This window comes from Algoriphagus alkaliphilus, from assembly GCF_900103735.1.
Taxonomy (GTDB): Bacteria; Bacteroidota; Bacteroidia; order Cytophagales; family Cyclobacteriaceae; genus Algoriphagus; species Algoriphagus alkaliphilus.
In genome coordinates, this window is the sequence record NZ_FMXE01000005.1 from 67,729 (window position 1) to 92,703 (window position 24,975).

Sequence of the window (24,975 nt, forward strand, 5' to 3'; positions counted from 1 at the left end):
TTTATTTTTTGTAATACGCTAAATACCAATCTGTAAAGGCCTTTACTCCTTCTTCAATTGGAGTAGCGGGCTTATAACCTGTATCCCGTACCAAATCAGTCACATCAGCGTGAGATGCTGGTACATCACCAGGTTGCAAAGGCAATAGTTCCATTTTGGCAGTTTTCCCAAGTCCCTTCTCCACAGCTTTGATGTAATCAATCAACAAAACGGGATCAGAGTTACCGATGTTATACACTTTATATGGTGCTTTGGAACTACCCGGATCAGGATTTTGAGGATCAAAATCAGCATTTGGGCCTGCAGGCCGATCAGCGACTTTAACCACCCCTTCCACTATGTCATCGATGAAAGTAAAATCCCGCTTCATATTTCCATAATTGAAAACCTGAATAGGTTCGCCTTTCAAGATCGCCTCAGTAAATAAAAATAAAGCCATATCCGGTCTTCCCCATGGGCCATAAACAGTAAAAAAGCGCAAGCCAGTTGTCGGAAGTCCAAATAGATGGCTGTACGTATGGGCCATCAATTCGTTGGCCTTTTTGGATGCTGCATAGAGCGAAATCGGATGATCAACAGTATCTGAGGTAGAAAAAGGCATTTTCTCATTTGATCCATACACCGAACTTGAGCTGGCATAGACTAAATGCTTTACCGCGTGAAATCTGCATCCCTCCAAAATATTGAGAAATGCCATGATATTGGACTCAATGTACACTTCCGGATGAGACAAAGAATGCCTTACTCCTGCCTGTGCTGCCAAATGAATGACCACATCAAATTTTTCCTGTTCGAAAAGTGCCATCAAAGGCTCTTTTTGAGCTAAATCCAGCTGTATAAACCGATAGGTTTTTTGGGTAGTTGACTGTACCAATATCCCTCTTTCAATTTCAGACTTTGGAATTCCCCGGTATTCAAGTCGGGAATATTTTAGATTGACATCATAATAGTCATTGATAATATCCAGTCCGACAACTTCATCTCCGCGATCGATTAATTTTTGTGCAACATGAAATCCAATAAATCCGGCCACTCCGGTCACGAGATACTTCATAGGGAAGTTTGATAATTAAAACTGTAAACTTTCAAATATATATTATTCAGCTGTCTTGGCACTGCTTAGCAGGCGCTGGTAATTGTTGAAAATTTCTTTTTGAAGAAAATTCCGGTCATAATTATTAATTATTTCATCATAAAGATTTGCGGCATAATATGCCATTTTATCGCGCTTTACAAATCCAAACTCCAAGGCTTCTTTTAAAACTAAAGCGTCTTTGACCGGAAAAATCAATCCTGTTTTTTGCTGTGCAATAATGTCTGTGTTACCGATAATATCAGAACAAATCACCGGAACCTGCATCGCTCCTGCCTCAAGGATCACATTTGGAAATCCCTCACGATGCGAAGGATGCACTAAAACATCTGCTAAGGCAAGGTAGTGTGCTACATGATCAGACCAATCAATCTGAATGATTCTTGGGTGATCTTGAATAGTCTGGACAGTTTCGGGGGAAAGTGGATCCAAATCCTGTTCAAAAGCACCTAAAAGAACCAGCTTTGATTTATTGACGATTTTGGAATTCAGAAAGGCAGCTACCAATTCCTCAATTCCCTTATCCTTCACCAACCTCCCTACAGAAAGTATGATATAGTCATCCTCTCCGGGCATAATTCGCATAGTAGCGGCTACTAGATGATTTTCTTTTAAGACATCTCGGTTGAATTTTTCAAGATCAACACCATTTGAGGAGCCTTTACCGATGATTCGAAGTTTATATTCGGAGCAAAGTTCTTTCTGTAAAACAAATTTCCGAAGCCCCACGGAATTCGGCCACACCTCAGTAGCATTTGAATAAGTCCATTTCTCTATGGACTCGAGTAAAGTTTTCTTTCTTCCCCCGGCTGCCATTGCCGGAATTCCGGCTAAAGTATGAATTCTAATAGTGACCCCTGCAAGATTTGCAGCGATCATTCCCAGCAAGCCCGCCTTGGGAGTATGTGTATGCACAATGTCAGGTTTTTCTCGTCTAAAAAGTTGAATGAGTTTCCAAATACATCGCAAATCATCCAATGGAGTAATTCGCCTTGTAAATGGAATTACTTCATGACGAACGCCTTCATTCTTAATAGCCTGAGCGACTTCCCGTCCATCTGCACTGACCATGATCACCTCCCAGCCTTGAGTTTTCATATAACTCATTTGCCCAGCTAGCAAAAGTTTCAGTGATAAAGGTACTGTGGTGATTCGGATTAGTTTCGGCATCAAAAAAGATTTCTAAAGGTGCAAAGGTAAACTTTTAACGCGGTATCGGTGCTAAAATTTCCACAGTTACACTTAAAAACCAAGCCAAAATCAATAGCGAAGGCAATTTAATACTGTCCAATATTTTTAGCCATAATCCCCTTCTTCCAATTCAAATATCTCTTCCAAAGCTATTTCAAACACCCTTGCAATCTTTAATGCCAAAACCGTCGATGGCACATATTTCCCTGCTTCGATGGAGTTAATGGTTTGTCTGGAAACTTGCACTTTTTCAGCTAAATCTTGCTGAGTTAGATCTTTTTTTGCCCGTTCTACTTTTATGGAATTCTTCATATCGGCATTAAATAGGCAATAAAGTCTGCTTTTGTTTGAGGAGAACCCATCTAAATCGGCCAATAAATATGAGTTGTATGGTAAACATGTTATAGCCCATAAATTCCAGGTAGCCAAAACCATAAAACACCAACGTACCAATGATCAGGATAAAAGTATTTGCATAAAAAGCTACTAAGAGCGAATCCAATCGGAGCTTTTGGATGTATTCATCTTCTTCTTTTTCTCGGGAAAAAGCCATCAGGAACAGCGAAACAAATACCCCAATCAAGGCAATCTCATTGCTAAAATTCTCTTTTGAATCTTTAAAAAGTACTCCATCTCTTACCTCAAATTCCAGCCAGTGGAAGCTAAAATCAAAGTAATTATTGGCAAACAGCAATGCCGCAAATGGAAGGCACAGGAGCCAGCCGATTTTTTGAAATCGATGAGGCAATAGGATTTTAGTAAGCATATTAAGTTTGGTTTAGTTTTCTTCTTTGTTTGCGATGTACTTCTGATACTTAAACGCTCCATGGATGTAGGCATTGAGCAGGAAAAGCACGAGATAGGCTGTAAAAATCTCAGAGGTAAACCGATCAAATCTCCAATAATTTATAATCATCAAAACAGGCAAGCCCCATATCAGCCAATAAAAACCGGTTTGAAAAGCTTGCTGCCTAAAGGTTCGAACCATTTCATCTTCCACTTTTTCGCGAGTAAGATTCAAAATCATAAATGCTAAAGCCCATGATCCATAAATGATTTGGATCGTTTCATTTGGATCTGTTTTAGGATTTAGGATTGCAATCCCGATTACAATAAAAACCGGAAGCGGGAAAAACACATAAGCCAGCTTCTTCCAATTGGGATGAAGCAAGGGGACTTCTAGAATTGAGTTCTTTTTCATAACAAGTCATGTTTGTTTGTCCAAATGTAAAGCAAACTTTACTTTATGTCAAAATATTTTTTCAAATATTTTTTATTGGATTTCATAGTAATTCATTGAAATTGATTCATCCATTCTCTTTTTGGCAAAAAGGCTTACGTTTTGGTTACCTTTAGTCAATCAAACCTGTTTAAAATTCAATATTCCATGATCTCCAAAGTAAAAATTGCCATAATCGGTTGCGGAAACCTGGGTGCTTCCATTGCGAATGGCCTGCTGATGCGGGAGGATTTTGATCCAAAAAACCTGACACTAACCAAACGAAACACTGCACCACTTGCTGAATTTGAAGCCAAAGGAGTGCATGTCCATACCGATAATATCGTCGCGGCCCAATATGCAGATATTATCCTCTTGGGGGTAAAACCCTACAATGTAGCAACGATCCTCGCAGAAATTAAGTCTGCTTTGGACCCCGAAAAACAGCTGATTGTGTCTCTTGCTACTGGTGTTTCTCTCAAAGAAATGTATGCGGTCATTGATCCCAAAACCGTGACGTTTCGGGCCATGCCCAATATTGCTGCGGATATACAGGAATCTATCACCTGCATCTGTCAGGAACAAGCCAATCCAATTCAGGAAGAAATGATCAAAGAATTATTTGACTCCATTGGGTATACCATATCCATCGACGAAAGCCTAATGGAAGCAGCAACGGTATTGGGCGCTTGTGGAATTGCCTATGTGCTAAGATTTATGCGAGCGATGATTCAAGGAGGAATTCAAATCGGATTTGACTCGGTCACTGCCAGCAAAATCGTGAATCAAACTGTAAAAGGTGCTGCAGAACTCATGATCCAAAAAAACATCCACCCTGAGGCTGCTATTGACAAAGTGACTACACCAAAAGGTTGCACCATCGTGGGCCTCAACGAGATGGAACATCAGGGATTCAGTTCTGCAATGGTCAGAGGCGTTATTGCCAGCTATGAGAAAATAGGAAAGTAATAAATCGATTTGCAAACCTAAAGCCATCGCACTCCCATGCGATGGCTTTTTTATTTTTTTTCCGAATGAGAAAATTATAATTCCAAATACTCAAACTGCCTTTTAGTGGAACCTTGACATTCCTTTGATTAAAATATTCATGTATTTTATTAAATTATTACTATTACTTGAAAAAAGAATAATTTTAGCTTTGTTTTTCTTTTAAATGTTTTCATTAGATTTGTCTCGGGTGATAAACAACTTTTGCTATTCCTTTTTAAAAGACACGATTTTTACAGGAAGGACTGTTTGGTATTTTTGCCTCCTTCCTTTTTTTACCCTAAAGTCTGATCCATAAAAAAGCCTTCCGAAATACTTTTCCGGAAGGCTTTTTTACATGAGTTTGATCGGATCAATCGAATAGCTCCGCCAGCTTATTTTCCAAACTTGGTCCTCTCAGGTCTTTTGCAATAATTTTACCATCAGGGTCAATCATGTAAGTAGCAGGAATTGCTTGGATCTGATAGAGTTCGGCAGCTGCTGAATTAAAGTATTTCAAATCTGAAACCTGCGTCCAAGCTAATTTATCATCAGCTATTGCTTTTACCCAATCTTCTTTCGTCCGGTCAAGGGAAACTCCAAATACCTCGAACCCCTTGTCTTTATACTGATTATAAAGTCTTACCACATTTGGATTTTCCTGACGGCAAGGCTTGCACCAAGCTGCCCAAAAGTCAATAAGAACATATTTGCCACGAAGGTCCGATAGCTTTACCATGGTGCCGTCTGGACTAGGCAACTCGATCTCCGGTGCAGGTTGCCCCACAGAGAGCGCTCTCATTTCATCCAACTGCTGTTTCATCTGAAGAATCGAAACAGTTCCAGGATAATTATCATTGAGTTTGGTGACCAATTCGTCCATAAATGGGAAATCATTTTTAGGATTCAAAAGTCCAACCGCAGCTAATGGAGCGAAAGAATTCCCCATACTTTGGATCATTTCCTTTACCCGAGTGGATTGATTGGACTCCAAAATCATTGCATCAGACTGAATTTTCTTGATCGCCTCAGCATCATTTTTGCTCATTGCCTCATAGTAAGCCTCATTTAGTTTGTTAACTTCCAACTGATACGCTTCCATTAGCCTCTCAATCTTGAGCATTTCTTTGGTGTCCTGAGAGCCTTCAATTGCAAGACTTGCCGGATCTGAAAAATTGTACTTCAACTCAACATCTTCTTTATATAATGCCAATCGCACTACTTTTTGCCCATAAAGATTCAATTCATAAAAAGTAGGCGTGTCCACCGCCAATTTATAGGTGAATTCACCGGATGGGCTCACCTTTAATGTATCCAGAACTTTGGGCCTGTTGTCCGTAAATTGGGAAAGGATCACCAAGCCATCAGGGAAATTTTCAATTTTTCCTGAAACCTGAACCATTCCTTCAGTAGCAGAATCATTTGCCCCACAGGAGAAAAATGCCATTACAGCAATTGTCCAAACACCTATCATCGCGTATTTCATTTGTTTATTGTTTTATTTTCAAAGGTCAGTCAGAATGACTCACATGATGGATAACCCTCTCTCTTTATGCTGCCGGGTGATGCCTTTGGCAGACAATCAGGCTCGATTCGTTCTATTTAATTTTCCAGCAAGTCTGTTAAAATTCTGGTGGCAACTTTAGGGTCAGCCTTGCCATGGGACTTCTTCATGACTTGTCCCATAAACATCCCCATCAGTCCTTTTTTTCCGGATCGGTATTCCGCAACTTTGGCTTTATTATCAGCCAAAATAGCCTCCACAATAGGCTTCAACGATTCCTCATCACTTTCCTGAATCAAATTCAAGCGCTGCGCAATAGCCAGGGATGTTTCGCCGCTTGCCTTCAGCAATTCGGAATAAATCGACTGGGAGGCAGCTGTGAATGAAACTTTACCCTCATCTACCAATTCGATCAACTCTGCCAATATCTCCGGCTTGATCGGGAATTGATCCATGTGCAAATCCAATTCATTCAGGTACGACTTAACTGGACCCATTATCCAGTTTGAAGCAGCTTTATAATTGTTTGTTTTGGAGCAAAGTGAATCAAACCAAAGCGCGATTTCCTTTGCCTCACTTAGAACTCCTGCATCGTAGGTCGGTAATCCATAGTCATCCACAAATTTCCGATAAAGCGCTCGCGGCAAAGCAGGCATGGTCACTTTAATCGAATTGAGCCACTCTTCAGAGATTACCACAGGACTCAAATCCGGCTCCGGGAAATAACGGTAGTCGTTCAAATCTTCTTTGGTTCTCATACTGGCAGTTGTTCCTGTCGATGCATCAAAGGTTCTAGTTTCGGATAGCACCTCCACTCCTGCCTCGAGCAGGTGAATGATTCGCTCGTGCTCGTACTCGATGGCACGGGCAACATTTCGAAAGGAATTCATATTTTTCACTTCGACTTTTTTGCCGTATTCCTTAGCGTCTTTGAGCATAACCGACACGTTGGCATCGCAGCGAAGCGAACCTTCTTCCATGTTTCCATCGCAGACATCAAGGTATTTGACCAGTTTTTTGATTTCTGCGAGAAATGCATACGCTTCCTCAGGCGTTCTCATATCCGGTTCGGAAACAATTTCAATCAATGGAGTTCCTGCACGGTTAAAATCCACCAAAGTATCCGTTTCACCGGCTAGGTGTATGGATTTTCCGGCATCCTCTTCCATGTGAATTCGGTTGAGTTTGATGACCTTTTCGGAGCCATCTGCTAATTCGATTGGCACAACCCCTCCTACACAGATGGGACCTTTATCTTGCGTAATCTGATAACCCTTGGGAAGATCCGGATAGAAATAGTTTTTCCTTGAGAAAATATTGAACCGGGTAATTTCTGAGTTACAGGCCAGACCCATCTTTATGGCATATTCGACTGACTTCTTATTTACCTTGGGCAAAGTGCCAGGATGCCCCAAAGTAATGACAGAAATCAAGGTATTGGGCAGATTTCCGTATTCATTTGAATCCGAAGAATACATTTTACTTTCGGTCAGCAATTGAGCATGCACTTCCAGTCCAATTACCAACTGATATTTATTCTTGAGTTCTTCGCTTAGCATTTTTTCGATATATCAGCGATTATAAAAACATTTCTTTGGCCTTGGCCACCACTTTTTCAAGACCTGCCAGATCCTTTCCACCTGCGGTAGCAAAGAAGGGTTGTCCGCCCCCTCCACCTTGGATTTCTTTGGCTAGTTCACGGACGATTTGCCCGGCATTCAATCCTTTGGAAACGACCAATGCATCTTCCAAAATGACTGCAACCTGAGGCTTATCCTCAATTTTTGCTGCCAAAATCACAAAGGCGTTAGCAACTTCATTTTTAAGTTCATAAGCCAGTTTTTTCAGAGACTCTGCATTTGGCAATTCCACCTGAGCAATCAGCGTATTTATCCCGTCTTTTTCTATGAATTGTTTCAAAAGTTCATTTTTAACTCCTGAGGATTTTTCCAAGTGAAGCGTTTCAATCTCTTTCCTTAAGTCATTTCTTTCTTGAAGCAATGACTCAATGGCTTTTTTCACATCCTTTGGATTCTTCAATAAATCTTGAATTTCTTTCACCAAATTCTCCTGCTCTCGCAAATAATTCGCTGCCGCTTTAGCGGTGATTGCTTCAATCCTGCGAACTCCCGCAGAAATCGATCCTTCAGAAGTGATTTTAAATAAGCCAATCTGACTCGTAAAAGGAACGTGTGTACCACCGCAAAGTTCCACTGAAAAGTCCTTTTGAAAGATGATAACACGCACAAAGTCTCCGTATTTCTCCCCGAAAAGGGCGGTAGCCCCCATCTTTTTAGCCTCTTCGATGGGCACATTGCGTTGCTCTTGCAGTGCGATATTTTCACGCACTTTGGCATTTACTATCTCTTCCACTTTTGTAATTTCATCTTCACTCATTTTTCCAAAATGAGAAAAATCAAATCGTAGTAGATTCTCATTGACCAAAGATCCCCGCTGCTGAATATGATCCCCCAGCACTTCTTTCAATGCGGATTGCAAAAGGTGAGTTGCTGAGTGATTATTCATCGTCAACTGCCGCTTTTCCCGATCTACTTCCGATGAAAACCGCACCTCAGGATGCGCAGGAAGCTTTTCAACAAAATGAACAATCAGATCATTCTCTTTCTTAGTGTCGATGACACGGATCTTTTCAGAATCCGAAATCAACCAACCCGTATCTCCTGCTTGTCCACCGCTCTCTGCATAAAATGGGGTCCGATCGAGTACCAATTGGTACCGGTCCCCTTTCTTATCAGTAATTGTTCGATGTTTGATGATCTGAGAATAAGCCTCTGTGAAATCATATCCGATAAATTCCACACCGGTATCCTCATTGACCAAAACCCAGTCACCGGTTTCCTGCTCAGAAGCAGCACGGGAACGGGTCTTTTGCTTTTCCATCTCCTCGGCAAAGCCTTTTTCGTCCACCGAAAAGCCATTTTCTCTTGCAATCAGCGATGTCAAATCCAGCGGAAATCCAAATGTATCATACAATTCAAAAGCTGTTTTGCCTGTAATGACCTTCTCATTTTTGGAGTTCAATTCCGATTTAATGGACTCGAGCATTTTCAATCCATGATCTAGAGTCCTCAAAAAAGAGGCTTCCTCCTCCATGATTACTTTTGCAATAAACTCCTGCTGCTGTCTGACTTCCGGGAAAACATCTCCAAAGTATGTTGCAATCAACGGTGTCAATTCAAATAAAAATGGCTGCTGCAAGCCCAAAAAGGTGTAACCATAGCGAACTGCTCTTCTTAGAATTCTTCGGATGACATATCCTGCTTTGTTGTTGGATGGAATCTGTCCGTCAGCGATGGTGAAGGAGATCGCACGGATATGGTCTACAATCACTCGAAAGGCAATATCAGTCTGCTCCTCCAATCCGTATGTTTTACCGGATTTCTTTGCTATTGCATCCAAAAAGGGCGTAAACAAATCCGTGTCGTAATTGGAAGATTTGAACTGAATGGCTCTCACCAATCGCTCAAAACCCATTCCTGTATCTACGTGTTTGGCAGGAAGTTCTTTGAGACTTCCATCCGCCAAACGGTTGAATTGCATGAATACCAAATTCCAGATTTCAATCACCTGAGGATGGTCATTGTTGACCAACTCTCGACCCGGGACCTGTGCAATTTCGGCTTCAGAACGAAGATCCACGTGGATTTCTGAACAAGGTCCGCAAGGCCCTGTGTCACCCATTTCCCAAAAGTTATCCTTTTTTGATCCCAAAATAATTCGGTCTTCCGGAACGATTTTGCTCCAAAGCTCAGCGGCTTCTACATCCTTTTCCAACTTATCCCCTTCGTCGCCCTGAAAAACAGAAACGTATAGCCTGTCTTTAGGGAGTTGGTACACTTCTGTCAAAAGCTCCCAAGCCCACTCAATTGCTTCTTTCTTGAAATAATCTCCAAATGACCAATTGCCAAGCATCTCAAACATGGTATGGTGATAGGTGTCAACTCCTACTTCCTCCAAATCATTGTGCTTTCCGCTGACGCGAAGGCATTTTTGAGAGTTGGCTACTCGGGAATATTTGGCGATTTCGTTGCCAAGAAATGCATCTTTAAACTGATTCATCCCGGCATTGGTAAACATCAGTGTCGGGTCATTTTTGACCACAATCGGGGATGAGGGAACGTACTGATGCTGTTTGGACTGGAAAAACTCGATGAAGGTACTTCGTATTTTCTTTGCTTCCATGGAAGGTTTGCGATGCAGATGATATGTTTTTGTATTCGTTTGGCCCTATGTACGACCCATTTATCGGGTGACAAAATTAACAGAAAAGGCGGGCTTACGCACATCATGGCGCTGAATTTACTACAGCACAAAATCATTTAAAAAAGTAGTGGGGTAACTTGTGCGTTCAAAAAATCAACTTCACATTTTTTTTAAAGAAAAAAAGTCCACTTAAATCATGTTATCCTAAAATCCTATTTAGGAAAAATCAGTTTGGAAAAACAAACTCGGCTCCAATCCAATAAATAAAATGGCTTTCCCATAAAAATCAGAATTACTTTATCTGCGCTTCATTTTCAGCTTTTTTCTTGGCTTTTTCCTGATCTCTATAAAATTTTCTAAACAAAAAATTTGATTTCAAGGCTTCCATATTCTGGTTCAGCCGGTAGGTGCTTTGCTCTACATTTTCCATCGTTTGTACCAATTGTCCCCTAAAGGAAGTATCCGCTAAAATCAATCCCGCAGCCCCTTCTCCTTTTTCAATGTTTTGGATTAGATTTTTCATACTTCCCATAACATCAGCAGCATCAGCACTGATTTTTTGCAATTGAGAAACAGATTGCTCAAGATTTTGGCTCATCAAACTATCAGTAAAGAGCTTATTGACAATTCCATCACTCTGCCCAAATTCAACTATCATTTCTCTTCCTGCCTTTGCCATTGCTGATGCATGTTGACCAGCCGTCAGCAATTCCTTCACGGAAGCCTTGAGATCCAAAGTCAGTTCCGCATCTGAAAGAATCTTCCAGATCGCTTCACTATTATTTAATTTCTCGGTGATTTCTGAGAGATTGATAAGCGTTAGTTCCAGATAATCTCCCGAAGCGCTCAGTTTTTCCAGTATTTCATCCGTTCCGACTTTTTTAATTGGGAAAAGGGTATCTCCTACCTCAATGGATGCCGCATCTCCCGGTTGCGGATGGATTTGAACAATTTTATTCCCCATCAAACCATCTGTATTGATGGATACCAAAGCATTTTTTTTTATAAAAGACTGCATGGATTTATTGATCAACATCTTTATCACGATCCTAGACTCATCCTGCATTGCCATGGATCGGACCGTACCTACATCCAAGCCCTGAAACCGCACATTATTACCTGGAACCAAGCCATTCACATTGTCGATTTGAGCAAAAATCTCAAATGAGGAACCGAATATATTCTGGTTTTTACCGATCATGTAGAGGGAGAAAACAAGAAACAGCAAGCTGGCAATGACCATTGCTCCCAATTTGACATTGGATGAAGTTTTATCTTTCATAGTTAATCGAAAAACTCCCGGACTTTGGGATCAGGGACATTTTGTAAATTTTCATAGGTATCCGAAATGTAATTTCTGCCATCAATCAACATAATCACCCGATCCGAGGTCATCCGTATACAGTTCATGTCATGCGAAATGATGATTGACGATGCCTTGTATTTTTCCTGAACCTGAAGCATTAACTCGCTTATTTCACGGGCTGTAATCGGGTCAAGCCCTGTGGTCGGTTCATCATAAAGAATTACTTTGGGCTTCAAAATCAAGGTTCTTGCCAATGCAATCCGCTTGCGCATTCCTCCGGATAATTCGGCAGGCATCATATCTATCGTATGGCCCAGACCCACATCCTCCAAGGCTTCTTTTACTGCCGATTGCGCATTCAAGTCTCTCATTTCTTTGGTCCAATGTCTTCTTAGCGGAAATTCCAAGTTCTGCCTTACAGTCATGGAATCGTAGAGTGCATTACTTTGGAAAAGAAAGCCTACCTCCGCTCTTAACTTATCCATCTGATCCTGGTCCAGCTCCCTTATATTTTGGCCCAATACATAGATCTCTCCGGAATCAGGTACGATAAGATTAATGATGCATTTGATTAAAACAGACTTTCCACTTCCTGATTTTCCCAAAATAACAAGACTTTCCCCGGGTACCACCTCCATCGAAAAATCTCTGAGTACATGATTGGAACCAAAAGATTTATTCAGATTTTTCACCTCGATTATGGACTTTATTTTTTCCATAAGCTTAAGTCAGTCCCAACAGATCAGTCACCTGCACAGCAATCAGGTCAATAATAAATACAACAAGAGATGCAACGATTACTGCGCTGGTAGCAGATCTTCCCACCCCCTCGGTTCCTTTTTTTGAATTATATCCTTTATAGCAGCCTACTATTCCAATTGCAAACCCAAAAAAGAATGTCTTAATGAGTGATGGGATAAAGTCCCCATAGCCAAGGGCTCCAAAGGACTGAAGCCAATACAAATGCCAACTGACATTCCCACGAATATTTACTCCCAAATAGCCGCCATAAAGAGAAATGGCTATGGCTAAACTTGAAAGAAGCGGCACCATCAGTGTGGATGCCAAGACACGGCTCACTACCAAATACTTAAACGGATTAGTTCCTGAGACCTCCATAGCATCAATCTGCTCTGTGACCCGCATTGATCCCAATTCAGCTCCGATACCCGAGCCGATCTTACCGGCACATATTAAAGCCGTGATAACGGGTGCAATTTCCCTAACCAAAGAAACCGAAACCATAGCAGGTAGCATCGACACAGCTCCAAACTCCAATAAGGTAGGCCTGGACTGAATCGTCATAACCAGCCCCATGATAAATGCCGTAATCCCAACCAGCGTGAGCGTTTTGAAACCAATCCAGAAACATTGGTTGATAAACTCCTCCCATTCTTGCTTGGGTTTAATCACTTCACTAAAAAAACGACCTGTAAACCGGGCAATCTCTCCCACCTCTCTGAGAAATTCACTGTCTATTTTAATGAGGTGAATCATATTTTCTTTTTTTCTTAAAAATGAAAATAGAAAACTCAAAAAACTCTTTGAGAAATCACCTATTAATATGATACAAATCAGGTTTAAACAAAAACAATAAATCAAATCAAAACCGGAAACTTAATTACCCTAAAATAAAAGCTAAGATTTATGGGAGTAGATCTAATCCTTGGCCCAAGGAAATCAGATACTGGTACAATAGAAGACAATAAAAATTCCAATGGCTTTGAAAATGGTATTTCATAAATCGTAATTCCTTTCCTACTTTCATAAAAATTAAAAAAAAGCCCTCTGCCTCATTTACCCTATTTCAATCACATGTCCTATCTCGATCAAATCACTTCCCCTACCCTTCTAATCAGCGAAAAAATCACTCGGGCCAATATTAAACGAATGGCGGAAAAAGCTGCCCGAAACAACAAGAAACTCGTCCCACACTGGAAAACTGCCCAATCCCACGAAATTGGAAATTGGGCTAAGGAATATGGAATAAAGGAGGTGACCGCTTCATCAATTAAACAGGCAGAATACCTCTGCGGACAAGGTTGGGACAACATCCACATCGCTTTCCCTTTCAATCCTTTGGAAATCCCCCGCTTGAATTTTTTAGCAGCTAATCAGTCGCTTTCTCTTCAACTTGTCAACCCCATCACCACACAAAAATTGGTAGAGGGGCTGACCAATCCGGTGGGTTTCTTTATTGAAATCGATGCTGGTTATGGCCGAACAGGCGTTCACATAGCTGACTTTGGAACTATTGAGAAAATTCTTCGCACAGCCACACAGTCGGACAAATTAAAGTTCAAGGGCTTTTACCTTCACCCGGGTCATACCTATTATACGCCCGACAAGGCCGGTATTTACGAGCAAAGTCGTCAGGCCCTTCATATGCTCAAAATTAAATATCAAAGCGAATTTCCAGAATTGGTAACTCGCGTAGGTGATACTCCCGGCTGTGCTGTAACCGAAGATTTTGGTGACATTGATGAACTCGGTCCGGGCAATTTCGTCTTTTTTGACTTGATGCAGGCTGAGTTGGGCAGCTGTACAAAGGAGGATATCGCTGTATGTCTCGCTGTACCCGTGGTAGATGTCAACTTCGAACGCAAAGAGATTCTTATCCATGGCGGTGGAGTTCACCTAGCCAAAGACGTTTTAGTCGATGCCTCCGGGAATAAAAATTTCGGAGAGGTTGTCTATCTGAATGAAACCGGTTGGACTATTCCCTCAGACCGTTCTTACTTGAAAAGCATTTCTCAAGAACATGGACTTATAAATGCCAGTGATTCCCTTTTGCAATCTGTGAAAGTTGGTGACTTGCTTGGAGTCCTTCCGGTACACTCCTGCATGACGGCAGATTGCATGGGAGAGTATCTGAGTTTGGAAGGAAAAACAATCGATCACTGTGAAGGAAAATCCCAGTGATCTGTCTACTCCACTCCGCTTTGCATAGCCTGACACATTTTACTGCTCAGAGTGATGCGAACTGCCAACAGCTGCCGGTGACTTCCTTAAAATCCCCCTCTGATCATATCCGCAATATCAGCGAGCTCCTCTGAGGTCAACTTCAGCTTTGGTCTGGTAAAATTGATGTCGTCCATCGTTCTCAGAGGAACCAAATGTATGTGTACATGGGGAACCTCCAAGCCAATGACTGCAACACCAATTCTTGTACACTTGATTGTCTTGTCCATGGCTTTAGCCACTTTCTGAGCAAAGAGATGAAGACCGGCCAAATCTTCTGGCTCCATATTGAAGATGTAATCCACCTCTTTTTTTGGGACAACCAACACATGCCCTTTGACTAATGGCATGATATCTAAAAAAGAAATAAAATTTTCGTCCTCGGCGATGATTTCGGCGGGGATCTCCCTTTTGATGATTTTGGTGAAGATGCTAGCCATATTTTTCACAAAAAAATCCCGGAAAATCCGGGATAAGTAATTAATAATTTATGTCTAATATTTCGAACTGTAATTGACCTGCAGGTGCATTGATCGTAGCAATATCGCCGATCATTTTTCCTACCAAACCTTTTCCAAAAGGTGAGGCCAAAGAAATTTTCCCGGCTTTCAAATCAGCTTCTTCTTCAGATACTAATTTGTAGCTTACAGTCATTCCGTTTTTGACATTCTTGATTTTCACAGTTGAGAGGATTCCGACTTTAGAGGTATCCATCTGTGAATTGTTAAGGATCCTTGCATTGCCCACGACAGCTTCAAGTTTAGCGATTTTCAGTTCTAAGTGCCCTTGTGCATCCTTAGCTGCATCGTATTCTGCATTTTCACTAAGGTCACCTTTATCTCTTGCTTCAGCAATTTGCCTGGCAATATCTAGACGGCCTTTACCTTTCAATTCCTGAAGCTCATCTTTCAATTTCTTGAGCCCCTCTTCAGTGTAATATTGTACTTTTGACATAGTTTTATTTCTTTTCAAAAGGCACAAAAAACAAAGTAACGGTCACGTGGTGGAGACCGTTACTTTGTTTTTGCCTTTATTTTACGCCCAAAGATAGGAAAGCTTTTTGACAAAGCAAGTCTTTAAAATTGGTCCTGCTTTTCAGAAACAAAGATTTTATTCACTAAAGGATTTTTTTATTTGCTTCACTAGCACCTTATTTATCTTGTGGTAGGATTCAAAAGTCCAGCCGGCAATGTGGGGTGAAAAGATCACGTTTTCCCGTTGGGCGAGTTTCTCAAACTCAGCTTTTTGTTCTGAGGTAAGGCGATTGAACTTCTCATTTTCGAGCACATCCAAAACTGCTCCGCGAAGAATTCCTCGGTCCAAAGCAGCGTTTAGAGTTGCGAAACTAACTACTTCTCCCCTTGCTGTATTGATCAGCCAAAACGGCTTAGCAAAGCTTTCCAACTCTTCCAATGAGAAGAAATTTCGAGTTTCCTTCGTAAGCGGGACATGGATACTCAAAATGTCAACTTCAGACTTCAGATTTTCCCAAATCACCTCCTGCACTAAATCATTCCCGTAGTCAAATTTGTATTTGTCGTAAGCCAAAATATTAACTCCAAATCCCCTAAGCCGCTTTGAAAATGCTTTTCCCATATTTCCATAACCCATGACACCAACTGTTTTCTCCATCAGTTCATGTCCACGGTTTCCTTCCCTGTCCCAAATGCCTTTTCTCACTTCAGAATCCGCTTTGATCACATTGTTAAAAAGAGCCAATAAGCCTCCGACAGCATGCTCTGCCACAGCGTCTCTATTACCTTTTGCAGCATGAAAAAGTTTCACGCCCCGCTCCAGCAAATAGTCTAAATCAATCTGATCCAAACCCGCTCCAGCCCTTCCGATAAATTTGAGATTTACAGCCTTTTCCAAAAGCTCCCGATCCATCGGTGTTTTGGACCGTATGATCATGCCATCATAATGGGCTACAGAATCGAGGATTTCTTCTCGGGTAATTTTGGGCAAATACATAACCTGATGCCCTTGTTTTTCGAGCATGGGAATGATGCTCGGGTGCATCTCGTCGATGATCAGAATTTTCATTTTACTACAAACTCAAAAGGGACATTGCAACTAAAAAGTAAACCGCCAATCCAATCAAATCGTTTGCTGTGGTGATAAAAGGACCCGAGGCCAAGGCCGGATTGATTCCAAATCTATCCAAAACGATGGGGGTGAAAGTCCCCATGAATGATGCTAACAATACCACGCAAAACAGCGCAATAGAGATTACCATAGCAAATTTGACCTCATTTCCATAGAACAGTACTACCATTCCGAAAACGAAAGAGGCAAGCACCAAACCATTGATAATGGCTACCAAAAGGCCCTTCATAAATCTTCGCGAAAGACTGTCATCAAAAGCCGATTTATTTGCCAAAGACTGAACCACCAGCGTAGAAGACTGTATTCCCACATTTCCACCGGTAGCTGTAATCAGCGGAATGAAGAACGCCAAGGCCGTGACTTTCGCCAGTCCTGCCTCAAAAAAACCAATAAACCCCGCTCCCAAAAGTCCACCGATAATTCCTATCATCAACCAGGGAAGCCGCGCTTTGGTCAACTTATACACACTGTCGTATTCATCGACCTGAGCCGAGATACCTGACATCGCCTGAATATCTTCATCTGCTTCCTCCTGCACAACATCCAGGATGTCATCGACCGTAATTCTTCCCACCAACTTGTTTTTGGCATTGATCACCGGTACGGATTCCAAGTCGTACTTTCTCATAACTGAAGCCACTTCCTCCTGATCCATATGTACCGGTACCGAGATCACTTCATCATCGTAGATATCCTCAATTTTTGTATCAGCGCCAGCCAGGATAATTCTTTTCAATGATACCCGTCCCATCAATTGCTGCCGGTTGTCTACCACATAGATGGAGTAGATCTTCTCTACATTTTCAGCCTGACGGCGAATCTCATTAATTGTCTGAACGACATTCCAGTTTTTGTTGGCGCGGATAAATTCCTTGGCCATGATACCCCCTGCGGTGTCTTCTTCGTAGCGGAGGAGTTCGAGAACCTGCTCTGATTTGACTTTGTCCTGAAAATCCGAAATAACCTCTTCTCTATCCTTCTCAGAAAGCAAGTTCAAGATATCAGCTCCATCATCGGAGTCCATCATCTCAATCCAAGCTGCGATTTCGGAGTTTTCAATTTCTCGAAGCACCTTCAGAAGAGTCACATCATCCAGCTCGATAAGAATGTCTGCTGCAAGTTGGTTTTCCAAAAGCCGTAAAACATACACCGACTCCTGTAGACTCAGCTCATCGAGAATAGCAGCAATATCTGCCTCATTGACTCCATCGAGAGACTCGCGGATGAAGTCAACATTCCCCTGCTCGATCCCCAATTGGAGACTTTCGAGGTATTCTTTAGATAATTCAAATTGCTTAATTGCTTCCACGACCTTTTTCGATTTGTTGGGTCAAAAACACAAATTCTTCCACGCCCAATTGCTCGGCCCGTTTATCCAAAATGGGATTGGAACGGAAATCCTCCGAAAGCTCAAAAGATTTCAGTGCATTTCGAAGCGTTTTTCTCCGGGTACTGAATCCGCCTTTCACCACTTTGAAAAAGAGCTTTTCGTCGCAGTCCAACTTTTGAACTGAATTTCGTGTGAGACGAATGACCCCCGAATTTACTTTTGGAGGTGGGTTGAAAACTGTCGGAGGCACAGTAAAGAGGTATTCAATATCGTACCACGCCTGAAGTAAGACAGATAAAATTCCGTAGTCTTTATTTCCCTTGGGAGATGCGATTCGCATGGCGACTTCTTTTTGAAGCATACAGACGACCTCAGTGACCCGGTCTTTTTCTTCCAAAACTCTGAAAAATATTTGGGAAGAAATATTGTAGGGAAAATTTCCGGCGATCGAATACTTCTCCGGAAGGATCCGTGAGGCATCATATTTTAGATAATCGCCTTCGATAATCCTTTCACCAAGCTGAGGATATTTTTTATGCAGGTAGGCAATACTTTCCCTATCTATCTCAATGAGATAAAGTTCTTGGGGATTTTTCAGGAGAAAATCAGTCAATACGCCCATGCCAGGACCGATCTCCAACACCTTATTGACTCCATCATGACCTTTGACTGCCTGCGCGATACGCTCGGCGATACTCAGATCAGTCAGGAAATGCTGTCCAAGATGCTTTTTAGGTTTGACTTTTTCCATCCTCAGGCTCCGATAAATTTTTATAAATTGCAGGCCTAAAAATAAGGGAATATTCCTAAAGGCACGGGAAATTTGTCCCACCACACCAATACGGCATATCGTAACATGAACGCAAAAAAACAAAAACCCATCATTGGAATCAGCATTGGAGACATCAATGGGATCGGAGTAGAAGTAACGCTGAGAGCGCTGGCAGACAATCGGGTTTATAAGTCATTTACACCTTTGATTTATGGTCATGGAAAAGTGATCTCGTTCTATCGAAAGCTGATGAGTATGGAGGATTTTAATTTCTCCCAAATCCGATCGTTGGATGAAATCCAACACCGAAAGATCAATGTCATCAATGTAATGGAAGAAGCTCCGGAAGTAATTCCCGGAGTGGAAACTGTCGAGGCTGCAAAAATGGCATTGGAAGCGCTAAGGGCTGCCGTAAATGATCTTAAAGACGGTAAAATCCAAGGATTGGTCACGGCACCTTTGAACAAAAACAATCTTAACTCCGAAGATTTTCATTTTATTGGACATACCGAATTCATCACAGAGGCTGTAGGGGCCAAAGAAAGTCTGATGATGATGGTGGATGACACCTTACGCGTTGCTTTGGTTACAGGGCACTTGCCATTGGCAAAAGTTCCAGAAACCATCACCAAAGAACGAATTCAGAAGAAAGCCAATATTTTTCTCAAAAGCCTTGAAAATGATTTTGGAATTAATAAGCCCAAAATCGCCATTCTAGGCCTAAACCCTCATGCAGGAGAAGACGGTCTGCTGGGTGAAGAGGAGGAGAAAATCATCAAGCCCGCGATCAAGGAGCTAAAAGATCAAAATAAATATGTCTTTGGCCCATATCCTGCCGATGGTTTTTTCGGGATGATGCATCAGCAGAAGTTTGATGGGGTTTTGGCAATGTATCACGATCAGGGATTGATTCCGTTCAAATCCATTGCTTTCAGTTCAGGCGTCAATTTTACGGCAGGATTACCGGTGATTCGCACCTCTCCTGACCATGGTACAGCTTATAATATCGCTGGTAAAAACATCGCTGATGAGGGATCCATGAGAGCGGCGCTTCATTTAGCCTCAGATATCATTCAGATGCATGAAATAGAAGAAGTAGAAGGCTAACTTAATTTTATTAAGAAAAAGGGGTAAGAACCAAATATAATTTCAAGTTCTGTTTTAGCTATTTTAAAATTATACCTACATTTGCGCTCTTAAATCGGGAGGACAAATCGTGAAATTCTGGAAAACCTTTGATATTGAAGTAATTAAGTTCAAGGAAGGGAGACACGAAATTGACTTTGAAATTGGCGATTCATTTTTCCAAAACTTCGAAGACAATGAAATCGTCGAAAAAGGCAAGTTGACCATACGGGTCATCCTTGATAAAGGGGCAAATGTAATTGAAGCCCATTTTCACATCAAAGGCAGCGTACAACTGACCTGCGATAGAAGTTTGGAAACCTTTGATCATCCTTTGGATTTTTCCCAAAAAATGATCTACAAATATGGATCTGAAGAGCGGGAAATTGATGAAGATGTGTTCATGATTACACGGGATACACCAATCATCAATGTAGCCCAGCTAATTTATGAATTCATATTGCTAGCCCTGCCACTCAAAAAAATTCATCCTGATCACAGAAATGAATTGGATGATGAAGAGTTGGAAGTAGAAGGTGGATATGTCTATATCGATGAAGAGTTGGACAGTGATACCGAAAGTGAAAGTCCAAACGAAGAAGAAGAAATAAAACCTGTCGATCCACGATGGGAACAATTAATGAAGTTAAAAAACAAAGAACAATCATAAACCACGCATAAAATGGCACATCCTAAACGTAAAATTTCGAAAACCAGAAGAGATAAGAGAAGAACTCACTATAAACTGGAAGCTCCGGGAATGGCAAAATGTCAAACTACAGGCGAAATGCACCTACCACACAGAGCTTTCTGGCTTGACGGAAAATTGTACTACAAAGGACAAGTAATCATCGAAAAAGAAATTAAAGCATAATATCAACTTCACACGGTATTTTTAAAATCCATTCTCTCAAGGAATGGATTTTTTGTTGGCTAAAACTCAAACGACCTGACTTGCAGCAATTTGAATACGGGATACTGTATTGGTTTTGGTGGACAGAGGGCATTATGCTATTTTTGGCTTTTCTCAGGAATTACCTAAGAAAAAATCAACCCAGTTTGGGGGCCTCACAAAGATAAAAAACTCTTTCAGACCTATAAGAATGGAGAAAATCAGAGCCAAAATCACCGGTATACAAGGTTACGTACCGGAATATCGATTGACAAACACAGAACTTGAAAAGCTGGTAGAGACCAACGACGAGTGGATCACTTCCCGGACAGGAATCAAGGAAAGGAGAATCTTAAAAGGTGAAAACCAAGGAACTTCTGTAATGGCAATTGAAGCTGTCAAAGGACTCTTGGAAAAAACCAACACAGATCCTTTGGAAATCGAAATGATCATTTGTGCCACTGTGACTCCAGACCTTCCTTTCCCTGCTACTGCGAATATCATCGCCGATAAAGTTGGGGCTAAAAAAAGCTTCAGTTTTGACGTAGCAGCAGCGTGCTCCGGTTTTTTATATGCACTGCAGGTAGGTTCTCAATTTATTCAATCCGGTACTCATAAGAAAGTAATAATCGTAGGCGCGGATAAAATGTCCGCAATTGTTGACTATCAAGATCGGACTACCTGCATTCTTTTTGGTGATGGAGCAGGCGCAGTATTGCTTGAAGCCACTACGGAAGAAGAAGGAATAATGGACGCCATCCTCAAGTCAGATGGGTCTGGGGAGCCTTACCTACATATGAAAGCCGGGGGAAGCCGTCGGCCTGCCACAGCTGAAACTCTTGCTGCCCGAGAGCACTTTGCTTACCAGGAAGGAGCTTCAGTTTTTAAGTTTGCTGTGACAAATATGGCAGATGTCAGTGCAGAAGTGATGGAAAGGAACGGATTAAAAGGTGAAGATGTCGCCTGGCTTGTCCCACATCAAGCCAATAAGCGAATTATCGATGCCACTGCAAACCGCATGGGTATTGGGCCGGATAAAGTCATGATGAATATAGAACGCTATGGCAATACCACTGCGGCTACTATTCCTCTTTGTCTTTGGGAGTATGAAAGCCAACTCAAAAAAGGCGATAACCTTATTTTGGCTGCATTCGGTGGTGGTTTCACTTGGGGCTCTATTTATTTGAAGTGGGCATACGATCCTAAAAAATAAACTCAATATTCATAAACATATTATGGCAAGTACTGCAGATTTTAAGAATGGCCTTTGTCTGGTAATGAACAATGATATTTATTCAATTGTCGAATTTCAACATGTCAAACCGGGGAAAGGTGCGGCTTTCGTTCGAACCAAATTAAAAAGTCTGAGATCTGGTAAGACTTTGGAAAAGACATTCAATGCAGGTGAAAAAGTAACAACCGCACGCGTAGAAAAAAGGCCTTTCCAATTTCTATATGCAGATGACATGGGGTATAACTTCATGAATACCGAAACCTTCGAACAAATCAGTCTGGAAGAGCGACTGATCGAAAGACCAAAACTCTTGAAAGACGGTCAAAACGTCGACATCCTTATCCATGATGAAACAGAAACTCCCCTATCAGTGGAATTACCGCCATTTGTGGAGTTGATGATCACTTATACCGAGCCGGGTATCAAAGGAGATACGGCCACCAACGCTCAAAAACCTGCAACTTTGGAAACCGGTGCAACCGTTATGGTTCCCTTGTTCGTGGAGCAGGACATTATGATTCGGGTGGACACCAGAGACGGATCTTACTCGGAAAGAGTAAAATAAATTATAAAAGGCTGTGTGATTTCTTTAAATTACGCGGCTTTATTGTTTTTAAACCCAACAGAAGTGGCAATGCACATTTCAACTAACTGAAACCCTATGAAAGCTAAAGAGATCCAGGAATTGATCGACTACATTTCCAATTCCGGCCTTGCAGAGGTCAAAATCAAAACCGAGGAATTTGAACTTTCCATTAAAAAATATGCAGAGTCAGCGCAAATCATCCACGCTCCGGCAGCACCTCAAGCACCAGCTCCAGTTCCTGTAGCTTCCCCTACTCCAGTCGCGCCTGCTCCCATTCCGATAGCCACACCTTCCAACCTGATCGAAATCAAATCTCCAATGATCGGGACATTCTATCTAACCCCAAATCCAGATTCCGCACCCTTTGCGACAGAAGGTGCGTCAATTAAAGCTGGAGAAACAGTTTGTATCATCGAAGCCATGAAGCTTTTCAATGAAATTGAATCTGAGATTTCAGGCAAAATCGTGAAAATTCTGGTCGCCAACGCTACACCGGTAGAATACGACCAGCCATTGTTCCTAGTTGATCCGGCTGGTTGATTTTTTCACATAACCATACAAGACCGTGTTTAAAAAGATATTAATAGCAAATCGTGGAGAAATTGCTCTCCGAATCATCCGAACCTGCAAGGAGATGGGGATCAAAACGGTGGCAGTGTATTCAACAGCAGACAAAGACAGCTTGCATGTTCGATTTGCAGACGAGGCTGTCTGCATTGGACCAGCGCCAAGTCGCGACTCCTACCTCAACATCCCACGAATCATAGCCGCAGCAGAGATTACCAATGCGGATGCGATTCATCCTGGCTACGGATTCCTATCAGAAAACGCCGAGTTTTCGAGGATTTGTGAGGAATATGGCATCAAATTCATCGGAGCTTCTCCGGATATGATTGCCAAAATGGGTGACAAGGCTACAGCCAAAGCAACCATGAAAGCTGCGGGGGTCCCAACTATTCCAGGCTCTGAAGGACTGATAGATTCTATCGAACAAGGCCTGAAACTCGCCAATGAAATGGGCTATCCGATTATTCTTAAAGCAACTGCCGGAGGCGGTGGCCGCGGAATGCGAATCGTCAGAGAAGATAAAGACTTCAAAAAAGCCTGGGATGATGCCAAAATGGAATCAGGTGCTGCATTTGGCAATGATGGACTTTATTTGGAAAAATATGTAGAAGAACCTCGCCATATCGAGATTCAAATCATCGGAGATAAAACCGGTAAAGCTTGCCACCTATCAGAGCGCGATTGCTCTATCCAGCGGAGGCACCAAAAACTGGTGGAAGAAACCCCCTCTCCGTTTATCACGGACGAACTTCGAGAAGCTATGGGTAAAGCTGCCATCAAAGGTGCAGAGGCAATCGGATACGAGGGTGCTGGAACTATTGAATTTCTTGTGGATAAAGACCGTAATTTCTATTTTATGGAAATGAACACCCGAATCCAGGTAGAGCATCCAATTACAGAAGAGGTGACAGATTTTGATTTGATCAAAGAGCAAATCAAAGTGGCCGCAGGAGAGACAATCTCGGGCAGAAACTACTACCCTAAACTGTTTGCGATGGAGTGTAGAATCAATGCCGAGGATGTCGCCCACAATTTCAGACCTAGCCCGGGGAAAATTCTGAACCTTCATATTCCCGGTGGACGTGGTGTCAGGGTGGATTCACATGTGTACGCAGGCTATGTCATCCCTCCAAACTATGACTCAATGATTGCAAAGCTTATTGTGAGTGGCCAATCCAGAGAAGAAGTAATTGTACGGATGAAGCGGGCTTTGGAAGAATTCGTAATCGACGGTATCAAAACTACCATTCCTTTTCACATTGCCTTGCTGGAAGATGAGGAATTCAAAGCTGGGAACTTCACGACGAAGTTTCTGGAAACCTTTGATTTCTCATTGGTTAGATACTAGGAGTAAAAAGATAAAATTTCAAAAGCCACTCGTAAGGGTGGCTTTTTTATTTTTTTCACCACCCAAACCCTCCGCCCGTAGACCAAGCAATTACCACAATCACCACAAAAATTCCCAAAGCGGAAATAATTACTACAGGAATTGTCGCGGCTGCACTCACTCTTATAACCTTTAAATGCTCAATTTCACTCACTGGTAATTGGAAAGCATGAGGGGGATCTATTTTTTTTGAGTCTTCTTTCCAAAGTGTCACCATCAGCATTTCTCCTTGCACGAGTTTAAAATAGGCGTGGTAAAGTTTGTTGTTTTTTGACTTGATGATTATTCGATCCCCTTCAATAAGCTTTTCAAGAGAAGTTATGTCAAAGACTTCAGTTATTTGAGCCATTGGTATACTTGGCTTCAAATTTTCAACATTTCTATAGGTTTTACATGAAGGAAAAAGAATAAGAAGAAATAATCCTGCAAGGAGAGACTATATCAGGTTTTTCATACCAATTTGTTTGATGAAAATTAAGGAAAAGACATCA

26 protein-coding genes are annotated in these 24,975 nt (G+C 41.7%); 9 read left to right on the forward strand and 17 right to left on the reverse strand.

Features of this window, described 5'->3' with window-relative positions; genetic code table 11:
- Window position 1: 1 nt before the first annotated feature.
- The 5 genes from BLQ81_RS04025 to BLQ81_RS04045 form a co-directional block, all read right to left on the reverse strand.
- Window positions 2–1,054, reverse strand: a complete 1,053-nt coding sequence (locus tag BLQ81_RS04025; RefSeq protein WP_092728671.1) for an NAD-dependent epimerase — start codon at window positions 1,052–1,054, stop codon at window positions 2–4.
- A gap of 42 nt (window positions 1,055–1,096) precedes the next feature.
- Window positions 1,097–2,263 carry a glycosyltransferase family 4 protein gene (locus tag BLQ81_RS04030; protein WP_092728672.1) on the reverse strand — a complete coding sequence of 389 codons (1,167 nt, stop codon included), beginning with the start codon at window positions 2,261–2,263 and terminating at the stop codon, window positions 1,097–1,099.
- A 126-nt stretch (window positions 2,264–2,389) separates the two neighbouring features.
- On the reverse strand, window positions 2,390–2,596 hold the full coding sequence (locus BLQ81_RS04035) for a helix-turn-helix transcriptional regulator (protein ID WP_092728673.1): 207 nt from the start codon (window positions 2,594–2,596) through the stop codon (window positions 2,390–2,392).
- A gap of 7 nt (window positions 2,597–2,603) precedes the next feature.
- Complete coding sequence (locus tag BLQ81_RS04040) at window positions 2,604–3,050, reverse strand: hypothetical protein (protein WP_092728674.1); 447 nt, start codon at window positions 3,048–3,050, stop codon at window positions 2,604–2,606.
- Window positions 3,051–3,062: 12 nt separating this feature from the next.
- The gene (locus BLQ81_RS04045; protein WP_092728675.1) at window positions 3,063–3,485 is read right to left on the reverse strand and encodes a hypothetical protein; all 423 of its coding nucleotides are present in this window, start codon (window positions 3,483–3,485) and stop codon (window positions 3,063–3,065) included.
- Window positions 3,486–3,671: 186 nt separating this feature from the next.
- Here BLQ81_RS04045 and proC point away from each other — a divergent pair, with 186 nt between their 5' ends.
- On the forward strand, window positions 3,672–4,472 hold the full coding sequence (gene proC, locus BLQ81_RS04050) for a pyrroline-5-carboxylate reductase (protein ID WP_092728676.1): 801 nt from the start codon (window positions 3,672–3,674) through the stop codon (window positions 4,470–4,472).
- Window positions 4,473–4,863: 391 nt separating this feature from the next.
- On the opposite strand, the gene BLQ81_RS04055 is transcribed toward proC, so the two are convergent.
- From BLQ81_RS04055 to BLQ81_RS04080, 6 genes are all read right to left on the reverse strand, one after another.
- Window positions 4,864–5,976, reverse strand: coding sequence for a TlpA disulfide reductase family protein (locus tag BLQ81_RS04055; RefSeq protein ID WP_092728677.1), 1,113 nt, complete (start codon window positions 5,974–5,976; stop codon window positions 4,864–4,866).
- A 116-nt stretch (window positions 5,977–6,092) separates the two neighbouring features.
- A complete protein-coding gene (gene gatB, locus BLQ81_RS04060) occupies window positions 6,093–7,553 on the reverse strand; it encodes an Asp-tRNA(Asn)/Glu-tRNA(Gln) amidotransferase subunit GatB (protein ID WP_092728678.1) in 1,461 nt (486 codons plus the stop codon).
- A 19-nt stretch (window positions 7,554–7,572) separates the two neighbouring features.
- Complete coding sequence (gene alaS, locus BLQ81_RS04065; protein ID WP_092728679.1) at window positions 7,573–10,197, reverse strand: alanine--tRNA ligase; 2,625 nt, start codon at window positions 10,195–10,197, stop codon at window positions 7,573–7,575.
- Window positions 10,198–10,510: 313 nt separating this feature from the next.
- Window positions 10,511–11,500: an MlaD family protein gene (locus BLQ81_RS04070; protein WP_092728680.1), complete on the reverse strand. Its 990-nt coding sequence runs from the start codon at window positions 11,498–11,500 to the stop codon at window positions 10,511–10,513.
- Window positions 11,501–11,502: 2 nt separating this feature from the next.
- Window positions 11,503–12,243 carry an ABC transporter ATP-binding protein gene (locus tag BLQ81_RS04075; protein WP_092728681.1) on the reverse strand — a complete coding sequence of 247 codons (741 nt, stop codon included), beginning with the start codon at window positions 12,241–12,243 and terminating at the stop codon, window positions 11,503–11,505.
- 4 nt (window positions 12,244–12,247) lie between these two features.
- Window positions 12,248–13,021: an MlaE family ABC transporter permease gene (locus BLQ81_RS04080; RefSeq protein WP_092728682.1), complete on the reverse strand. Its 774-nt coding sequence runs from the start codon at window positions 13,019–13,021 to the stop codon at window positions 12,248–12,250.
- A 318-nt stretch (window positions 13,022–13,339) separates the two neighbouring features.
- Here BLQ81_RS04080 and BLQ81_RS04085 point away from each other — a divergent pair, with 318 nt between their 5' ends.
- Window positions 13,340–14,446, forward strand: coding sequence for an alanine racemase (locus tag BLQ81_RS04085; protein WP_092728683.1), 1,107 nt, complete (start codon window positions 13,340–13,342; stop codon window positions 14,444–14,446).
- 86 nt (window positions 14,447–14,532) lie between these two features.
- Here BLQ81_RS04085 and BLQ81_RS04090 read toward each other — a convergent pair whose 3' ends face one another.
- From BLQ81_RS04090 to rsmA, 5 genes are all read right to left on the reverse strand, one after another.
- Window positions 14,533–14,925, reverse strand: coding sequence for an HIT family protein (locus tag BLQ81_RS04090; RefSeq protein WP_092728684.1), 393 nt, complete (start codon window positions 14,923–14,925; stop codon window positions 14,533–14,535).
- A gap of 40 nt (window positions 14,926–14,965) precedes the next feature.
- A complete protein-coding gene (greA, locus tag BLQ81_RS04095) occupies window positions 14,966–15,439 on the reverse strand; it encodes a transcription elongation factor GreA (RefSeq protein ID WP_092728685.1) in 474 nt (157 codons plus the stop codon).
- A gap of 156 nt (window positions 15,440–15,595) precedes the next feature.
- Entirely contained in the window at window positions 15,596–16,528 is a 933-nt protein-coding gene (locus BLQ81_RS04100; RefSeq protein ID WP_092728686.1) for a 2-hydroxyacid dehydrogenase, read from the reverse strand.
- A 4-nt stretch (window positions 16,529–16,532) separates the two neighbouring features.
- Window positions 16,533–17,900 (reverse strand): magnesium transporter, encoded by a 1,368-nt coding sequence (gene mgtE, locus BLQ81_RS04105; RefSeq protein WP_092728687.1) that lies wholly within the window; start codon window positions 17,898–17,900, stop codon window positions 16,533–16,535.
- Window positions 17,887–18,672 carry a 16S rRNA (adenine(1518)-N(6)/adenine(1519)-N(6))-dimethyltransferase RsmA gene (gene rsmA, locus BLQ81_RS04110; RefSeq protein WP_092728688.1) on the reverse strand — a complete coding sequence of 262 codons (786 nt, stop codon included), beginning with the start codon at window positions 18,670–18,672 and terminating at the stop codon, window positions 17,887–17,889. The genes mgtE and rsmA overlap by 14 nt, the downstream gene beginning before the upstream one ends.
- 105 nt (window positions 18,673–18,777) lie before the next feature.
- Between rsmA and pdxA the strand changes: the two genes are divergently transcribed.
- The 7 genes from pdxA to accC all read left to right on the forward strand — a co-directional run bounded on the left by pdxA (window position 18,778) and on the right by accC (window position 24,445).
- A complete protein-coding gene (gene pdxA, locus BLQ81_RS04115; protein ID WP_092728689.1) occupies window positions 18,778–19,800 on the forward strand; it encodes a 4-hydroxythreonine-4-phosphate dehydrogenase PdxA in 1,023 nt (340 codons plus the stop codon).
- A 109-nt stretch (window positions 19,801–19,909) separates the two neighbouring features.
- Window positions 19,910–20,488: a YceD family protein gene (locus BLQ81_RS04120; protein WP_092728690.1), complete on the forward strand. Its 579-nt coding sequence runs from the start codon at window positions 19,910–19,912 to the stop codon at window positions 20,486–20,488.
- 12 nt (window positions 20,489–20,500) lie between these two features.
- Entirely contained in the window at window positions 20,501–20,692 is a 192-nt protein-coding gene (gene rpmF / locus BLQ81_RS04125; RefSeq protein ID WP_092728691.1) for a 50S ribosomal protein L32, read from the forward strand.
- A gap of 229 nt (window positions 20,693–20,921) precedes the next feature.
- On the forward strand, window positions 20,922–21,923 hold the full coding sequence (locus tag BLQ81_RS04130) for a beta-ketoacyl-ACP synthase III (RefSeq protein ID WP_092728793.1): 1,002 nt from the start codon (window positions 20,922–20,924) through the stop codon (window positions 21,921–21,923).
- Between the two features lie 22 nt (window positions 21,924–21,945).
- On the forward strand, window positions 21,946–22,509 hold the full coding sequence (gene efp, locus BLQ81_RS04135; RefSeq protein ID WP_092728692.1) for an elongation factor P: 564 nt from the start codon (window positions 21,946–21,948) through the stop codon (window positions 22,507–22,509).
- A gap of 96 nt (window positions 22,510–22,605) precedes the next feature.
- Window positions 22,606–23,070, forward strand: coding sequence for an acetyl-CoA carboxylase biotin carboxyl carrier protein (gene accB / locus BLQ81_RS04140; RefSeq protein ID WP_092728693.1), 465 nt, complete (start codon window positions 22,606–22,608; stop codon window positions 23,068–23,070).
- 25 nt (window positions 23,071–23,095) lie between these two features.
- Complete coding sequence (gene accC, locus BLQ81_RS04145) at window positions 23,096–24,445, forward strand: acetyl-CoA carboxylase biotin carboxylase subunit (RefSeq protein ID WP_092728694.1); 1,350 nt, start codon at window positions 23,096–23,098, stop codon at window positions 24,443–24,445.
- A 55-nt stretch (window positions 24,446–24,500) separates the two neighbouring features.
- On the opposite strand, the gene BLQ81_RS04150 is transcribed toward accC, so the two are convergent.
- On the reverse strand, window positions 24,501–24,833 hold the full coding sequence (locus tag BLQ81_RS04150) for a hypothetical protein (protein ID WP_092728695.1): 333 nt from the start codon (window positions 24,831–24,833) through the stop codon (window positions 24,501–24,503).
- Window positions 24,834–24,975: the final 142 nt, after the last annotated feature.

Excerpts from the sequence above, each read along its gene's own strand:
- BLQ81_RS04025 (WP_092728671.1), bottom strand. The coding sequence starts at position 1,054 with ATGAAGTATCTCGTGACCGGAGTGGCCGGATTTATTGGATTTCATGTT.
- BLQ81_RS04030 (WP_092728672.1), bottom strand. The coding sequence starts at position 2,263 with ATGCCGAAACTAATCCGAATCACCACAGTACCTTTATCACTGAAACTT.
- BLQ81_RS04035 (WP_092728673.1), bottom strand. The coding sequence starts at position 2,596 with ATGAAGAATTCCATAAAAGTAGAACGGGCAAAAAAAGATCTAACTCAG.
- BLQ81_RS04040 (WP_092728674.1), bottom strand. The coding sequence starts at position 3,050 with ATGCTTACTAAAATCCTATTGCCTCATCGATTTCAAAAAATCGGCTGG.
- BLQ81_RS04045 (WP_092728675.1), bottom strand. The coding sequence starts at position 3,485 with ATGAAAAAGAACTCAATTCTAGAAGTCCCCTTGCTTCATCCCAATTGG.
- proC (WP_092728676.1), top strand. The coding sequence starts at position 3,672 with ATGATCTCCAAAGTAAAAATTGCCATAATCGGTTGCGGAAACCTGGGT.
- BLQ81_RS04055 (WP_092728677.1), bottom strand. The coding sequence starts at position 5,976 with ATGAAATACGCGATGATAGGTGTTTGGACAATTGCTGTAATGGCATTT.
- gatB (WP_092728678.1), bottom strand. The coding sequence starts at position 7,553 with ATGCTAAGCGAAGAACTCAAGAATAAATATCAGTTGGTAATTGGACTG.
- alaS (WP_092728679.1), bottom strand. The coding sequence starts at position 10,197 with ATGGAAGCAAAGAAAATACGAAGTACCTTCATCGAGTTTTTCCAGTCC.
- BLQ81_RS04070 (WP_092728680.1), bottom strand. The coding sequence starts at position 11,500 with ATGAAAGATAAAACTTCATCCAATGTCAAATTGGGAGCAATGGTCATT.
- BLQ81_RS04075 (WP_092728681.1), bottom strand. The coding sequence starts at position 12,243 with ATGGAAAAAATAAAGTCCATAATCGAGGTGAAAAATCTGAATAAATCT.
- BLQ81_RS04080 (WP_092728682.1), bottom strand. The coding sequence starts at position 13,021 with ATGATTCACCTCATTAAAATAGACAGTGAATTTCTCAGAGAGGTGGGA.
- BLQ81_RS04085 (WP_092728683.1), top strand. The coding sequence starts at position 13,340 with ATGTCCTATCTCGATCAAATCACTTCCCCTACCCTTCTAATCAGCGAA.
- BLQ81_RS04090 (WP_092728684.1), bottom strand. The coding sequence starts at position 14,925 with ATGGCTAGCATCTTCACCAAAATCATCAAAAGGGAGATCCCCGCCGAA.
- greA (WP_092728685.1), bottom strand. The coding sequence starts at position 15,439 with ATGTCAAAAGTACAATATTACACTGAAGAGGGGCTCAAGAAATTGAAA.
- BLQ81_RS04100 (WP_092728686.1), bottom strand. The coding sequence starts at position 16,528 with ATGAAAATTCTGATCATCGACGAGATGCACCCGAGCATCATTCCCATG.
- rsmA (WP_092728688.1), bottom strand. The coding sequence starts at position 18,672 with ATGGAAAAAGTCAAACCTAAAAAGCATCTTGGACAGCATTTCCTGACT.
- pdxA (WP_092728689.1), top strand. The coding sequence starts at position 18,778 with ATGAACGCAAAAAAACAAAAACCCATCATTGGAATCAGCATTGGAGAC.
- rpmF (WP_092728691.1), top strand. The coding sequence starts at position 20,501 with ATGGCACATCCTAAACGTAAAATTTCGAAAACCAGAAGAGATAAGAGA.
- BLQ81_RS04130 (WP_092728793.1), top strand. The coding sequence starts at position 20,922 with ATGGAGAAAATCAGAGCCAAAATCACCGGTATACAAGGTTACGTACCG.
- efp (WP_092728692.1), top strand. The coding sequence starts at position 21,946 with ATGGCAAGTACTGCAGATTTTAAGAATGGCCTTTGTCTGGTAATGAAC.
- accB (WP_092728693.1), top strand. The coding sequence starts at position 22,606 with ATGAAAGCTAAAGAGATCCAGGAATTGATCGACTACATTTCCAATTCC.
- BLQ81_RS04150 (WP_092728695.1), bottom strand. The coding sequence starts at position 24,833 with ATGGCTCAAATAACTGAAGTCTTTGACATAACTTCTCTTGAAAAGCTT.